This is a genomic window from Patescibacteria group bacterium (genome assembly GCA_041653535.1).
In the GTDB taxonomy this organism is placed as follows: domain Bacteria; phylum Patescibacteriota; class Patescibacteriia; order JACRDY01; family JACRDY01; genus JBAZFH01.
This window is the reverse complement of record JBAZFH010000001.1, coordinates 157,083-172,551: the sequence shown is the minus strand read 5'-3', so window position 1 is coordinate 172,551 and position 15,469 is coordinate 157,083. Positions and strand designations below refer to the sequence as shown.

Here is a 15,469-nt window from a genome sequence, read left to right as displayed (position 1 = left end):
GTTTTTTAGGTTATATTATCGAAACGAATCTTGTTCACATCGACCATTCTCTCATGCTCTGCCACGTCAGGATTGTATGAATTATAGAACAATTCTATTAAACCCTGCGTATCAACGCGAGTGACCGCTAAACCGATACTACCCAGACTTGAAGCGACATGAGATACACGCTGGGATAACTCCTTTTCCCTTTCGAAAAACTTTTTCTCACTTAAGCTGATAATAGTTTTTGGCGAAAGCAAATCTTTTGATCGAGAAAAAAAAGATTTTTGCTTATCTGAAAGTGGATTGTAAGGTATGACAATATAAAACTTTTTAGTCATAATATCGCCTAATTCGACCAACTCGGAAACATATTTGCGATAATCGACAATTTGAATCTTAAGTAATTCATTTACTTGCTCTTTTTCCATCTTCTGCAACTTTTCCAAATATTTATCGATATTAATCCGACGCGATTGGATCACTATCTGGATTGGATAAGTAATAGAGTTCAAAAATTGCATATAGGCAGAGATGATCGCCTGTTGCTCATCAGCTGATTTTAGAGCAAAATTAATACTCGAAACCATCAAAACGGCACGCAAAGTACCATCCTTCATTACTAAAGTATCGTTGCGGATTTCCCCGATCGGAACCGCTTTTCTGGTTGAAGCTTTTTTATTTTTCTTTTCTGGTGTCATAATTTAAATCTAATTCACTAGACTGATAGGCGCCGCCGGTATTAACAATCAAAGACAGTTCTTCCAAATGCGACTCTGCTAACGGCTCTTTTTTAGCTATTTGTTCAACCTTTTTTATTTGAGTCCCATAAGCCATTAATGCTTTTACTTCCTCCATATCCAATGTTTTGTCCCAAACCTTCAGTCGAGGACGCTTTAATGTTTCAACGATATTTAAAATAAAATAATGAAACGGTCGACCGTTAATTTTGGCAAAGGCCAAAACCCCAAACAATCCTAAAATCAAAACCGTAGCGATAATAAAAGTCCAAAAAGTGGAAAATTTATAAAATATAAAAATTATCACCATGGCGATTACCATCAAAATAAACTGCCGTACCGTTATCGGACCGATAATTTTTGGCTCGACGTCGATGAATTGTGGCACCAAAAACTGATGAGCCATACTAATCTTCTAAAATTTGATTTAATTTGACCAAGGCGATGAATTCTTCTGGTTTTAACGTCGGTTCTTGTTTTAAAGACCTTTCTTTTATAATATCAGCTAGCGACCTGCCTTGCTCGATACTTGCCTTTCCCAATGCCAAATAAAGACGGTTAACTTCACTTTGCTGCCAAGCATTTTTGCCCTCAATCCTCTTGCTAAAAGACTCTCTGCCGAGTAAATCAATTTTTTCTTTTATTTTTAAAATCGCTTTCTGCGGATCAAGGTCAAGCCGACGAAAATCGGCGACACGAAACCCCTGCAGCTCTTCCAGCGGACCAACTAATTTTTTTTGAGGAACTCTAATATCTGTTATTTTTTCCCCTCGATTTGGCATTACCACTCTTGCCTGCGGTGCGGACGCTAAACCGTCAAAATTACGACCCTTAGTTTTTACCCCAAAATCAATCTTAAAAGGCGGCTTACTGTCCATAAACGGTTTCGCTTTTGACGACAGATGGTGTTCGGCAGTTGGTTTTGGCGTATTACTGATACTTGCTTCTTTTTTTATCTCCTCTATCCTTGGTACTGATTTTTTTGGCAAAAAATTTTTTTCAACATAAGTGACAGACTGCACTGGCGGCTTCGGCGCAAGCGGCGATATTGGTCTAATCTGTTCTGCTTTTGTTGGAACTACAACAGTTGGTGGTGGTGGAGCAATCTCATGGTCTAGCTCCTGACGAGAAAAAACATGTGACGGTGTTTTTGCCGTTACCATGCTTAAAACTTTTCTGCCCATTTCTTTTACCTTAATTGGATGTCGCGCTGTTTTTTTTACCTCCGCAATCACCTGATCGGCAATGATAGGCTCCAAACCCAACCCGCCTACTTCAACACTTTTGACCATAACGTCTTTGGTCTGGATATCATTGCGTACTTCGCGCACCATGGCAATAATAATATTATACAAGCGTCGGTCCAACACTTCGTCTTTCCAGCCTAGATTAAACTGCCCCTTTATTTTATCAATTAATGCTGAAAAATCAAAATTGTCTTCGGTTAATACCGGAGTGATTGCCGACCCTCCAACAGCATCGTAACCGACATTTGATTGATCAACTAAAACAGAAAAATTACCGCCGCTGTCTTTGACCAAAATTTCATCTTGTATATTAGTTACTACCATAATAGCTTGTTTTTAAAAGACAAGAGCGCAAGAGCAAAAAAAGCAAGGGTAATAATAATGCCTTTTTGCGCCATTTACTCCGTCGTTTTCACGATCTAACACTGCAAACCTATTTTTGCCAACGAAAATCTCCTGCTTCCAAATCAAAATAAGCGATTTTTCCGTATTTTTCATTGCCGGATTTTTTCAAAATATTAACAATATGCAACCCCCACTTTGCCGCTTCACCCTCTGACAGCCTTAGTTTGTGCTGCAATAAAACTTCAAGAAAATATCGAATAGATTGGGGTGCTGTCGGATACATCTTAAAATCATTAAGTTGTTGTTTACCGCCTCGTCTGGTCAGATCCTGTTCAACCAGCTTGTAAAAACGATCATCATCTTTAATCAAATCTTCCATCGCATTTTTTTTCGCTAAAATATAAAGGATAGCGATAATATCTAGTTTATCTGGCGCAGCACCGGTCAAAAGCAAATTCAAACTATTTGCCAGTTCTCTTTGCTTACCGCCAGTTGTCTTGGTAAATTGAGTCATCCTGTCTTCAATACTTCTGTTTTCTTTAACATCACCTTCATATTTACGGATTATCTCATCACGATCAATAGCTGACGTTGCCGGTTTTGCTACTGCTGGTATCGGTGCCGAGATAACGGCTGGCTGTGACGGCGCGCCTGTTGGGGCGGATAATGATACTGGTTTGCCGCTTAAAACAGCTTCGATTTTTTTCAGTAAATCAATGTCTTCTTGCGGTGGCAGAGCCGATTCTATTTTACCGCGATAAAGCACCAAAGGAGTGTCAGTATCTTCATCGATAACAAAAGTTTCTTCGCAGCCTTCGACTGAAACGGAAGATAGTTTTAATTCTTCATATACTTCAAAAAGATATTTTATTCTCTCCTTTTCTTCTTCCGTTAACTGCTGAATATTTTGTTCTTGTGACAACCAACCCTGATAAGTCACGCGATTAACCAACTCAACTCCCAATGATCCCAAATACAATTTGAGCCAGTTGGCGACTGTCGGATCTTGAGTCTGATCACCTACTTTTAACGGTTTAAAGGTAATTCTTTCCCCGTTTTGTGTCAGCGCCCGACGCAAACGCATCCGATAGTTATCTCTCTCCTCTAACGTCGGAACAGTAACAAGTTTGCTGCGTATTTTATCGGTTAGATCAATAAATTCCTTGTTTTCCAGGGCAACCAAAAAATTATTCTTCAAAAAAGACAAAGCTTCGTTCCAGTCCAGTGAAGCAAAAGCAACTAAACGCAGTTTATTCAATATTTTATTATATTCAACCAGTATGTCAGGGTAATCCTTTATTTTTGTGTCATAAGCCATAGTCTTTTGCAGTGTGGTAAGGCAATTAACCGCATCGCGTAAATTATTGGTAACTAAAATCTCGTCTGTCTCGCGACGGAATTGTTCCAATATTTGATAATCTGTTAAGCTAAAATCTGTCATGATTTTTTATTTTAATCTTATTTTCTTCCCTTATTTAAAGCTTTCTCTATCGAATCATTAAACTCTCTGGAAAGTTTTATCACCGACTTTTGACCAGAAGCAGGAACTCTGGATTCTCTGATTATCTCAACAACCCTTGATGAATCTTTATGATCAATAACACCCTGTCTTACCAAAGACTGTATTCCGTCAACCATTGATTTTAGTTTTCCCATCATCTGAGAGCTGGCTGTTCCGGCTATAACTGCTTGAGCTAAAGTTTTGAAATTTTTAGCCACAATAGCATAACCAGCGGTGTCCGCCTCAAAACTACCGTCGGCGCGCGAATGACCCAGCTCGGAACCGTTGCTTTGGCGCCAAAAATTAACACTTTTACCCATGCCTTTTTCTGACTTCTGCGTGCGTATAGCCATTTGTTCTTCCTTGGTTCTGTCTCTATAATATCCTGCTTCGTTCACCACGCCAGCAGCATAATGATCGTGATCCTTTGTCCAAGCAAGGCGTTCCAATTCGCCAATGATTCTATTAGCTTCGGCCGATTTCATACCCATACCACCCTGATCTTTGGAAACCGTCATATATTTATCACGAAGCGCTTTTAATCCTTGGTCATCAGCACTAAATCCCTGATTCATCAAAACATCGTCCATTTGCCCGTTTTGCATCGCTTTATTGAGTAAAATTTCCAAAGCGCTGCCATCATGATCACCAATAGCATCGGCTACCGCTTGTTTAATCACGTCAACATCGTTCAGATCATCTGGCAAATTTTCTACTGACTTTTGCACCGCTTCTCTTCGAGCACGAGTATATTCTGACGGGGTTTTAATCGTTGCCGCCTCTTTACTCAAAGAATTAGTTTTTTGATTAAGACTGCTGATGTTACCCAAAACGCCGCGCTGACCAAGTAGCGCCGCTCTACTATCAACGGTCTTTTTGGTTTCTTCATAATCAGAAATTTTATCAAGAAAAGTTTGAGCGGCAGCGGCAGCGGCACTATCACCCCGAGCTTCAGCTTCGGCTTTAGTTTTAACGGCATCTTGCGCTTGTTTAGCTCTTCTATCATTATTTGCCGATATACCATAACCTTTCTCCAAACCATCCAACTGCTGCTCCATCACATCAATTTCTTTATTAATATTCAAACCGCTGAGTAATGATGCCTCTTCTGCTTTCAATTTAGTTTCTTCTTTCTCTAAATCACCGTTACGTAAAATAAGGTCCATTTTTTGCTTCTTAGCTTCCAGCGCCTTATCGGCAGACAATGCACCGCTCTTGATTTTTTCATCAATATCAGCTAGCTGACTCCTCACGGCTTCCCTTTGGCTTTGAACATTATTGATATCATTTCTTTTATTGGAAACATCTTGGTATTGTTTTTTCTGATCATTAGCATCATCAATGTCTTTCTGAATTTTTGCGGCACTGCGTTTAGCGACAAAAATATCTTTTACAGCCCCTTTTGTACCGGACCAAAAACCGTTAGTCGCAATCTGCCGAGCAAATGTTCCTGCCGGATCTTTCCATGCCTCAATGCGAGACTTTCCTTCTGAAAGGTTTTGTGCTGCTCTGCGATCCCGTTCTTTAGCTCCTCTACCCTCCAGCCTTTCACGCGCGCCCTCCAAGGCCTCGCTTGCCCTTTCTTTTAATTTACTTGGAGTAAATTGAGAAAGATCATAACCGGTTTTCGAATATCCGTATAAAGCGGCCGCACCGGCACCAATTTTAGTTGCCTGCCAACCGACTCCGACCGCACTTTTAGTAAGACCAATTCCAGCTTTAGCAGTCTTCAAACCCAAAGCTTTCGCCTTGCCGACAGCACGAAACGCTGCCGCACCGCCCGCACCGCCGATTTGTTGCGCCTGTATTACACCCGCTATCAGCATGATTGTCGCGACGCAAAAATTGGTAAAAAACCCGGGCGTTCCCGAAGCTCCATCGCCAGCCGAAAGCGTCGCCTCTATTGTGCTATCAGAAGTTGAATCAACCGATAAAGCGTCACCGCCATCACCGGCAGCGCTTACCATATAACCCATGCTTGCCATTGATAACCAGATAAAAAAAGCCAACACCGGACCGACTATTAACGCTTTAACAAACTCGTTAGACCATTCTTTGGCATAGCTTTCTCCATGAGGAAAGGATAGTAATAGAAAAAATATCGGCGAAATAACAATCAAAAACCAAAGTATTACGATGCGGAAAATCAATATCACTGCCATCACTAAAAGCACCGCCAATAAAGTCAGCAGGTACAATACGGCATAAAAATAAATAGCGAAAGTACTATCGCTAATATCAGCCGTTGCACTTGATCCACTTTCGGATTTGACCTGAACCGCCGTAGAACTAAAAGACAACATCCTGTCCACTCCCGCCATTTTCATCAGATTACCCGGACCCATGTCTTTGAAACCGTTAACAAACGTCAACATCACTATCTGGGCAATATCAACAGCAAAGCCACAAATGGTTTTGGAAAAATTGATTAATAACGCCAAAATCAACACTTTTGGCAGTAATGATTTATAATTATAACTATCGCGACGTAATATGGTCGCTAAAGCGATGATCAACAAAATCAAAATAAAAAACATGTTACAAATGTCACGAATAATCACCCAGCCGTATATCACTGGCGCGGAAATAACAAAAGAATCATAAGAAGCGATATAAACCACGGCATCAATTATCATCACACAGAGTTTACCCAAACCGTTAACAATGGATGCCATTAGTTCAGACATTGTTTCCGATATTGAAGAGGCGTGAGTTACTTGCGGCAAGACCAAAAAAATAACAACTAAAATCAAAACCGTAACCACCGCGGTCGTTGTTCTTTTTTGCAAAATTTTCTTTTTAAACCATTGCGTCATGATATTTTTGACTAAAGGTTTTTAGTTATTTTTGTGGCGGTAAAACTATAATATTTTTCGGATAAGCCGCCCAGCCATGATTGAGCGCACATTCGCTATCCAAACACGCTCCGCTACCGCAACCATCACCGCAAATTCCCCAGTTGTCGGTTACCTGGGCTTTTGGCTTATAAACATTGCACGGACCGGAATAAGTGCCGAAAACCGAATCGTCGACTATGTATTTTTGACCGGAACCATCAGTACAGCTTGATTTAAAGGTGGTATAGTCAGTCGGATCATAAGTATAAATATGTTCAAAAGAGAAAAAGTTTTCTTTACACGATACGCCCAAAACATCACCAAAATTATCCGCTGCATCAGAGTCGCCAGCACAATGCGGTTTATAATTAGCATAAGCTATGGCATCGTCTTCATTCAAAGCATAGATATCGCTGCCGTTACCCTTCCAATCAACTTTAATCTGTCGTAGCGGCATATGCTCGCCGCTTTTGTTATAAGCGTAAAAATTGATAAACGCCCAATACTGACCTCTGGATATCAGGTTGGAATTCTGAGAATAGTTAACACTGATCCAGTTATCGGCACTGCTACCTTCGTCACCGTCGCCGATAATAGCAAAATTACCGCTTGACTGTTCTGTGTCAGATAACAACACGCCACGAATTATCGGCGCGTCACCATGACCGTATTCCCTGCGTTTATCCCAACCATTTGTACTATTGTTTCCCTCGATCCATTCACCAAACTGATCATTATCGCGCTGCTCATAGAAAACACCGTATGAACGCGCGAAAATATCAGATAAACGATCCTTGGCGGTAGCGAGCGTGCCCTCGACGTAATTTTCCCCGGTTACCCGCGGTTTTGCACCGATACAAATACCAATCCAACTACTATTAGTGCAGTCGTCGGATGTCAGACAAACATCTCCGTTTTTCGAACCGCCGCCCAAACAATAAGACGACACCTTATTGCCGGTGGATAACGCTCCGCCATACGGCATACCGGCATCTATTGTATTACCATCTTCGATATTGTATTCCTGTTCTGCGGGGATAATACCCGAAGTATAGTAAGAACGACCAAACGGTTCGGTACGATTGCCGCTAAGACCGTATTTCAAATCTTTAACTTTGAAATTAGCTTTTGATTCTTGCCAAATTCTATCAGTCCAAACAGATGTCATTTTTACCGACGATGCCTGGGCAGTGTCAGGAGTGACTCTTACCAGCTCACGACAGTTTTCTTTGAAATACACTAATGGCTTCACTTGATAATAAGCGTTGTTATCATGTATTTCCGCAATCAATATGATTCGACTTAAATAACCGTTTTTATCCCACCAAACTTGTATTTGTCCGGATGGTCCGTGGTGACAACCGATCTTGAAAAGAGGATCAAAAATATTCCATCCGGGACACTCCGCATCGTTCCTAAATATACTAGTTGTGTAAATCCAGACCTCGCTATAGTTATTACCGGTTTGAAACTTGGCATAATGATAAACATGAAACGACCTGTTGGGCAAAATTTCCGGCTCTTGATCCTCGGGAAGAGTAGACTCGTGCTGATCCCAATAATATTCCAAAGATGCGTTTTGAGTCTTTATTATTTTATTAGGATAGTTATAAGTCATTGCCGCGCTTGCCCTGACTCCTCGTCCGTATAAATTCACTCCGTCAGCCTTTTGACGATAGAAAGTAGTGCGATCGTTTATATCATTAAAAAATACTACTTTTCTTCCAACACAACCGCCAGTACCTTGTTCACCGGTCAAAATATCTTGCGGCCAAGATTTAGTGGTTGAATCCTGGCAGCTCTCAACAGCATCTATTATCTCGAAAGACATCGCTTTGACGTCGTTTTTATTAAATGCCTGCGTATCAGTCGGCTGCCACTCCATAAAGGTTGAACCTTGTTCGCTGGTTGGCTGCACTTCTATTTTTAGACTGGATCCATTCGTTATATCGGTAACAATTCTTGCCTCGGGAAGAGTTTTAGTCGGAGAAAAAGTATTTCCGCTTATTTCGGTGCCGTACCAGGCAAAAGCACAATCCGGACTCGAATAGCCAGTGGCACAATTTTTTAGATTACTATAACTGCTGCCATAATTATTGATAATATTTTTGACATATGGCGCATTACCGTCGGCTGCCAAACAATAATAATGCTGATTATTAGCAATATCAGCCTCAGCTGTCGGCATATTACTGTACGAATCGGCCTCTCCCTGCAACAGATCTATCGGCATCCAGGTTAAACAAGGATGTTCGTTCGCCGCACCGTTAATTGCCACATTTTTTATTTTTTCCAAACAATACCCCTTCCAGCCCAGATATTTTAGTTCTTTGGTTGGTCTTTTACATACATCATACGGGCTGGGGGTTGCCGGCGCTGTCTGCCCACCATTAACCGGATCGACATAAGGAAGATAGGAAGTACCAGAATCAGAGCTAACATAATCCGGCTCGTCCTCCGGAGACATGCAGTCACTATCTACCCGGCACGGATCGCCAACAACTTTAGGACCATCTTTTACCGCTTGCGTGCAAATCCGATCATAGACGCCTCCATTAACTTCTTTTGGAGTATAATCAATCGGCAAAAAGGCGGTCGCCGCATCATTCACGTCCCATTTAATATAACTACAATCACAGTCTCCTGTAATGCTACATAGATTAGCTTTATTAAAAGCGCTATTGTCTGCCAAACCCTTGCGGAAAGGCGCGGCTTGATCAGGATAACCTCGACATTCTTTATTTATTTTAACGCCTCCGGCGTCAACACCATAAATATTAGTATTACCATTAATATCAATATCAACATACGCGAGTTCATAATCAGACCCGAAAACGCATTCTGCGCCGCCGCAGTCCTTGCTAAAATAGCAAACCTTGTTCGGATCGTTTTTACATGTTCCTTTGGCGATTTGGTGCAGCGACCAAGCCGGACGCAAATCAGCGATCGAATAACCGGAATATTCATAGCCGTCCCATTTAAGCGAACGATTCAGATATTTGTTAATATCAAGCGGTCCGTTAACGCTGTACGCGGATGCCATACCTTCGGATTTACTCAAAGGTCGAAACACTACCGGTTCTTTTTTACAATCAGAAGTACAACCATCACCATCAGTGTTATTGCCATCATCGCATTCTTCACCGGTATTTACAGATCCGTTGCCACAATTTTGACCTGGAGCCCAAAGCATAAACGTGGCGCCGTATTGCGGTTTTATCGCTTCTTGACTGCGACATTTCAAAACTCCGGACTCGCCTTCTCCAGGGTCTTTTTGAGTGCAAGGCATGGTTTTCAGACAAATCGGCACGAATTTACCGGTTTCATTGTCAAAAGTTTCGTAAGTACTTTCGCAATCAATCCATTCAGCGCAAACACGGTCGCGACGAACCTTGATTAAATCGTTGGCTTCGTTTTCTCCGCAATATTTCCAGTCGTTGCCAGCAGTAGCTTCATTAGCGCAGTTTACCGGAGACACTTTTCTGCCATTAGCTTCCTCGTCACTTTTTTGATAAGTAGCTGCCGCGCTTTTATTTAACGGCGGCGTCCAGGAAAGATTTTTTTCCGCTGATTTCCAGTCAATTGTGTTGTAATTATTGAAAAGCACGCAACCTTCTCGCTGAGAAGAACCGGCAGAACATTCATTACGGTTTAAATTATTATTATCCAAATAATAATAAACATTATTGTCTTGCTGGGAGCTACCGACCGGATCGACAAATTTGGTACAACTGGTGTATTTGCTCGGACACTGTTTTGCCCAACCTAAAGTGGTAGTCGGCGCAACACAATCTCCCACCTTGGTTGCCAGAGTAGTGGTGTTATAAACACAAAGAGTGTCGGTATCTTTGTTATACCACGCCGAGTTTTTGTACTCACAAACTTCATCATCTGTCAGATTTTTCTTCCAACCGCCGAGAATCGCGTCATAATGACAGGTTGTGGCTATTTCATATGCACTTTCCGGACACGCTTCATTTGTGCCTTTTTTATACCAACCATAAGAACCGTAAGTCGGATGCTGCTTGTACTCACACAGCTTGTCTCGCGGATCTTTGAAATAAATCGGGTTTAACCCTTCGACAGCCGCGCTAAACTCGTCGCAACCAAAAGCATCGGCGGTACAAAGATCAGTATCGTATTTATCGGGATTGTTACGGAAATATTTTGTTTCTTTAATCTTTATTCCACTACCATCCATAATCAACTGATCGTCTTGACCGACTTCCGGCTCAGCAACGACACTGCAACCACGATCGTCGGCAGTACAAGAATACTGAGATTTATTGACTACAAAAATAAATTTATCGTGCGCCACATTCACCTCGGCAGCGCCGCCAGAAGTCATCATCGCCGAAGGTTCAGTATAAGTATAAAGGCAATTGGTTGCGCCGGAGGCTACTTTACAGACCTCTACCGTACCACCGTCGCGACTAATCGAACAAGGACAGCTAGTATCTCCTTCCCACGGCGAACAAGCGGCGTCAAGAGAACAAGTACGATTAAATACCTGTTGATAGGGCAAAGAAGAATTATAGGTCTTAATCACCGCCTCGCAGCCGATTACCGATTGCTCACACAAACGAGTAAATGATTTGAAGTATTGCAAAGCGTTATTGCTGTCCTGATAGGCTTTGCAGCCCAACATATATTGCGGCGCGGCTGCCCCGGAGTGATTTTGATCGCAGGCAGTTGGGGTTTTCCAGCTATTACGAATCAAATAAGCCGTATCTTTTACCTCTTCCAGCTTAACATTGTCGATATAAAAATTACTGTTAATTTTTTCAAAAACCAAACTAGCGTTGTTCGCCGACCAATCAACAAACACCGGACCAAGCTGGTAATAACGCCACTCGTTACCAAAAACAGTCGCCTGATAACCAGCACCGGCATCATCACTGCCGTAGTCAAAATAGCTCCAAGGATCATTTTCTTGATCTGAACCGATGACTCCGGAAAGATATATTTTGATTTGACTGTTCTCCTGCATTGATTTTGCCCAAAAAGACAGAGTATAAAACTGACCCTGCCTTGCCTCATAATCAATTACATTACCGTCAGTATTTTTTACTTCTAATGAACGGGTGACCTCGGCGCTGCTTAAATCCAAATTACGATAAGAATGATAGCCAACCGAATAAGCTTCACTGACAACGATACCGCCAGACCATTTATCAACCAACTGGTCATTTACCTGCGCACCGTCAAACCCGTCCTCAAAAACCAAACGTTTGTTGCCGGCAAAATTACCTTTATACGCCTGACAGCCAGGAGCGGAACATTTAACGCTGCCGCTGGCGGTTGCCAAATATCGGCATTGGCTGGCATAATCTTCAAATCTATTACCTCCCACGCTAGTACAAGCACTAGCGCTATTTAAATTGTAGCAAATACCGTTGTAGTGAATACCTCCCTGAGCAATACAAGAAGTGGTGTTGATAGCGCCGTCAGCGCCGTTATATTCACATTGCGTTACCAATCCGCCGGAAGCGACGCAGTCAGCTTTATCAAAGAAATCAACGCCGTTTTGTACCGTAGTCAAACGATAAGGATGACAGTCGCTGGTACATAAAACCGTATCTGCTAAAAGCCGATAATAAAGCTGTCCTTTTTGGTCATAAAATTCTTTGCAGTTTCCAGATATAAAAGCATCATAGTTTTCATCTCCCGGCTGTTTTCCGTAATAAGCCTGACAATCCACCGGATGATCAACAACAGTAATGGTAAAAGGCGAACGCGATCCGGCAGTGCCGGTAGGATCGCCTTTGAGAGTATAAAGTTTTAACTGATAACCGGTCGCCTCGCTGCCTTCCCAGGTATAATAAGACTCGCAGTCACCGCTAAATGGTGCCGGTTTTTGACAACGGCGCAAAAATGAATAATCTTCCCTTTGCTCTCCGCCGGCAGCCAAATTGTCTAAATTGGTAAATTCTTCACAACCAGATTGTTTTGCCGAACAGCTGGTAGCGGTGCTGGCAATAAAATACACGGGAAATTTTTCTTTAAAGAAATTGGAAGCTGTTTGTTTGTAGGTTTTATAATCAGCGCACTCAGCAGGACAATAATCTTCGTCGGTTACTACACCGGGAATAACAGTACTGTCCGACAAATCGGTATAATTTTGGCAACCAACATCATCGGCAGAACATGTCGGGGCGTAATTATCGCATTCGCCAGGCTCTGTAGCGCTACCGTCACAGTTTAAATATTCCGGAGCTATTTTTAGATAGGCAATATTATTATTACCATATTCGCGATAACCACTGCTGATTTTACCTTCCTCTATTTGGATATTGTCAAAATGGCATGAATCGGAAACCGATAAAAATTTAAAATCCATGACGTGAGCGCTGGTATTTGCCGGGAAAGTATAAGTAATGGAATAAGAATTCCACTGCGTTAAATCCGCATCAGCGGCAATGGCTCCAAGAGTAGTATTGACCGCGGCAAACTGAATCGCCGTGTTACTGCCGCAATTTTGACCGTCAAAAGCCATAATGAACGTCCTGCCGCCAAGGTAATATCCGGCATCAACACTTTGTTCGATCCGACCGCCAGCAGGAATAATCACAGAACCTTTAGATGCCACGTCTCCTTCTTCTGGAACCAATTTTCCACTACCATTATAAGTCCAATCGTAAAAATGATAATTTTTTTCATCTCCGTCATTGGCGATATAATAATCGCTAAAACTGCCGTTGACTACCAGGTTGGTACCGGATCCGGAATAGCTGCGGATTACCGCGTTACAACCGGCATTTGATTCATTACATTCTTCGACATCACGATCGAAATAAATACCTGATGATTTCTGCCAATTATCACCGTCTTTTTGCACGGCATACCATTTGCAACCGGCGTTGGCAGAATTACACTGCGTATATTGCAAACTGTTTTTAAGATAACTAAATTTCTGACTATCAGAGGTGCGAGCAAATTCTTGACAGCTATCATATTGCGCCGGACAACTATCACCGTCAAACCACCAAATATTGCGTTCCCGCGTACATTGTCCCCAAGAACGACAACTGCCGTCGTCGTTTTCCAAAATACAATCTACCGTGTTGGCGCAATCTTCCTGACGCATCCCGCCGGTAATATGAATCGGTCCGTAAGCAAGGGCGGTACATTTTTGTTGCGGTGCTTTGAGCACCCATTCCGGGTCAACCAGACCGCAAAACGGACTTTCTTCTGAATCAACTAAACTGCCGTCATCGGCAAAACCGTCGCAAATTTTATTAGGACCGGTTTTATAAAAATCTTCCATTAGTGAACGTAAAGATTTGGTATTGTTTGATTTTTGCTCTTCTGAAATTTGCTTAATCAAATTTGCCGCCAGTTCCCAACCGGTTGGCACGATTCTATATTTTCGCAATTTTTTGATATTGCTCTGAGAAATACCGTCATCCGGACCGGGCTCCAGACCGGTCTGCGGGGAGCTATAACCAAAAGCCCAATTGCCGTCCACCAACCCCTGATCCACGGCTGACTGAAGAGTCATTTCTTGAAAAATTGCGTCAGCAAAACCCTGGTTAATAGTACAATTATTCAAATTTGGATATTGATTCGGACAAGCCGCGAGCTCGCTGACAATATCGTATTCACCGCCCAGTCTAACTTTGGTTACCAAAAGAGAAGATAGCGTATTTTGCGCTTCTTGCTCTGTCTGATTATAACTGCCGGCATAACCGGTACCCGTACCGCCCGGAGGACCCTGCTCGTGAGCGCCATCGTCGTCGCACCAAGAAATCACCGCCTGACCTTTTTTATCTTTTATATCACAAGGATCTTTCAGTCCCCATAAATCTTTGAGGGCTGTTTTCATCACTTCGGATATATAGGTTTGAGAAAACTGCTGAATGGCGGGAGCAAGAATCGAACCAACCGTAATAGCGGTAAGGCTTTTACCAACCGCTATATCCCTAGGCATGTCGACAAAAGACGTCTGGACAAACCACTCCAGATCTTTTCTGCTTTCTGTCAAAAATTTTCCGGCGTTAGTGTTATCCAGATAGCGACCGGAAAAATCCACTGACAGCGGAGTAAAATTAGCTTCAATTTTTTTATTTTTTTCCTTTTCCAGCTCATCAAGAGCGATCAAAAAAGCGCCGGCATCGCTCTGATTCGGTTCGAAAGAAGACTGTAAACGCGACAACCACTCTTTCGGGCTTTGTTCGGCAAGACCGGTATAGGCTTCTTGAATTTCACGCCAGTCGCATTTTGGCGTAGGTACTTCTGTTTCAAACAAAGAAATAGTAATAAAAAATCTGACGTAAGGATTGGGATTACATAATATCGAGGAATCGCCAAAAAAGTCTTCGGAAAAAGTGCCGATAAATTCACCGGCTCCCGACTGCCAAGTGTCGGTCCAGATTTGCTCCCAAGTTCTGGCATCTTTGAAAGACCGAAGTCCGTCGCGACCCTGAGCAACTTTAAGCGCTACTTCGTGAGCAAACATCCGCGACATTTGATCCAGTGAACTGACCAACGAAAACTTCAAAGAAGCTTCCAATTCTTGCACTATCTTTTGCCTTATTGAAGTTATTACCTCTTTAATATTCGCTGCCGTATTGTTAATAATATCAGTAACCATGACTGCGGCACCAGCCGGTGTTGCCGGAGTTATGGGGTTAGGATTATTTTCCGGTCCATAAACAACCTCTCCTCCACCCAAATCTTGCGCTAAAATACTATGCCAAGGTAAAAATAAAAACAAACAAAAAATCGCTAGCAATAAGCTAATAATTACTTTGTTCGCCTTTTTTTGCATAGCCTTATTATACTATATTTTACCAAAAAATAAAAACTTTTTTTGCC

At 42.2% G+C, this 15,469-nt stretch carries 6 protein-coding genes; all 6 read right to left on the bottom strand.

The features are described 5' to 3' along the window. Nucleotides 1-5: 5 nt before the first annotated feature. Nucleotides 6-683: a TraC family protein gene (locus tag WC310_00805; protein ID MFA5358345.1), complete on the bottom strand. Its 678-nt coding sequence runs from the start codon at nucleotides 681-683 to the stop codon at nucleotides 6-8. Then, complete coding sequence (locus tag WC310_00800) at nucleotides 661-1,128, bottom strand: PrgI family protein (protein ID MFA5358344.1); 468 nt, start codon at nucleotides 1,126-1,128, stop codon at nucleotides 661-663. The genes WC310_00805 and WC310_00800 overlap by 23 nt, the downstream gene beginning before the upstream one ends. 1 nt (nucleotide 1,129) lies before the next feature. After that, nucleotides 1,130-2,293: a hypothetical protein gene (locus WC310_00795; protein ID MFA5358343.1), complete on the bottom strand. Its 1,164-nt coding sequence runs from the start codon at nucleotides 2,291-2,293 to the stop codon at nucleotides 1,130-1,132. A 109-nt stretch (nucleotides 2,294-2,402) separates the two neighbouring features. Further along, nucleotides 2,403-3,755: a hypothetical protein gene (locus WC310_00790; GenBank protein ID MFA5358342.1), complete on the bottom strand. Its 1,353-nt coding sequence runs from the start codon at nucleotides 3,753-3,755 to the stop codon at nucleotides 2,403-2,405. Nucleotides 3,756-3,772: 17 nt separating this feature from the next. Continuing rightward, entirely contained in the window at nucleotides 3,773-6,631 is a 2,859-nt protein-coding gene (locus WC310_00785; protein ID MFA5358341.1) for a hypothetical protein, read from the bottom strand. Between the two features lie 25 nt (nucleotides 6,632-6,656). Further along, nucleotides 6,657-15,422: a myxococcus cysteine-rich repeat containing protein gene (locus WC310_00780; GenBank protein MFA5358340.1), complete on the bottom strand. Its 8,766-nt coding sequence runs from the start codon at nucleotides 15,420-15,422 to the stop codon at nucleotides 6,657-6,659. Nucleotides 15,423-15,469: the final 47 nt, after the last annotated feature.

Excerpts from the sequence above, each read along its gene's own strand:
- WC310_00805 (MFA5358345.1), bottom strand. The coding sequence starts at position 683 with ATGACACCAGAAAAGAAAAATAAAAAAGCTTCAACCAGAAAAGCGGTT.
- WC310_00800 (MFA5358344.1), bottom strand. The coding sequence starts at position 1,128 with ATGGCTCATCAGTTTTTGGTGCCACAATTCATCGACGTCGAGCCAAAA.
- WC310_00795 (MFA5358343.1), bottom strand. The coding sequence starts at position 2,293 with ATGGTAGTAACTAATATACAAGATGAAATTTTGGTCAAAGACAGCGGC.
- WC310_00790 (MFA5358342.1), bottom strand. The coding sequence starts at position 3,755 with ATGACAGATTTTAGCTTAACAGATTATCAAATATTGGAACAATTCCGT.
- WC310_00780 (MFA5358340.1), bottom strand. The coding sequence starts at position 15,422 with ATGCAAAAAAAGGCGAACAAAGTAATTATTAGCTTATTGCTAGCGATT.
- WC310_00785 (MFA5358341.1), bottom strand. The coding sequence starts at position 6,631 with ATGACGCAATGGTTTAAAAAGAAAATTTTGCAAAAAAGAACAACGACC.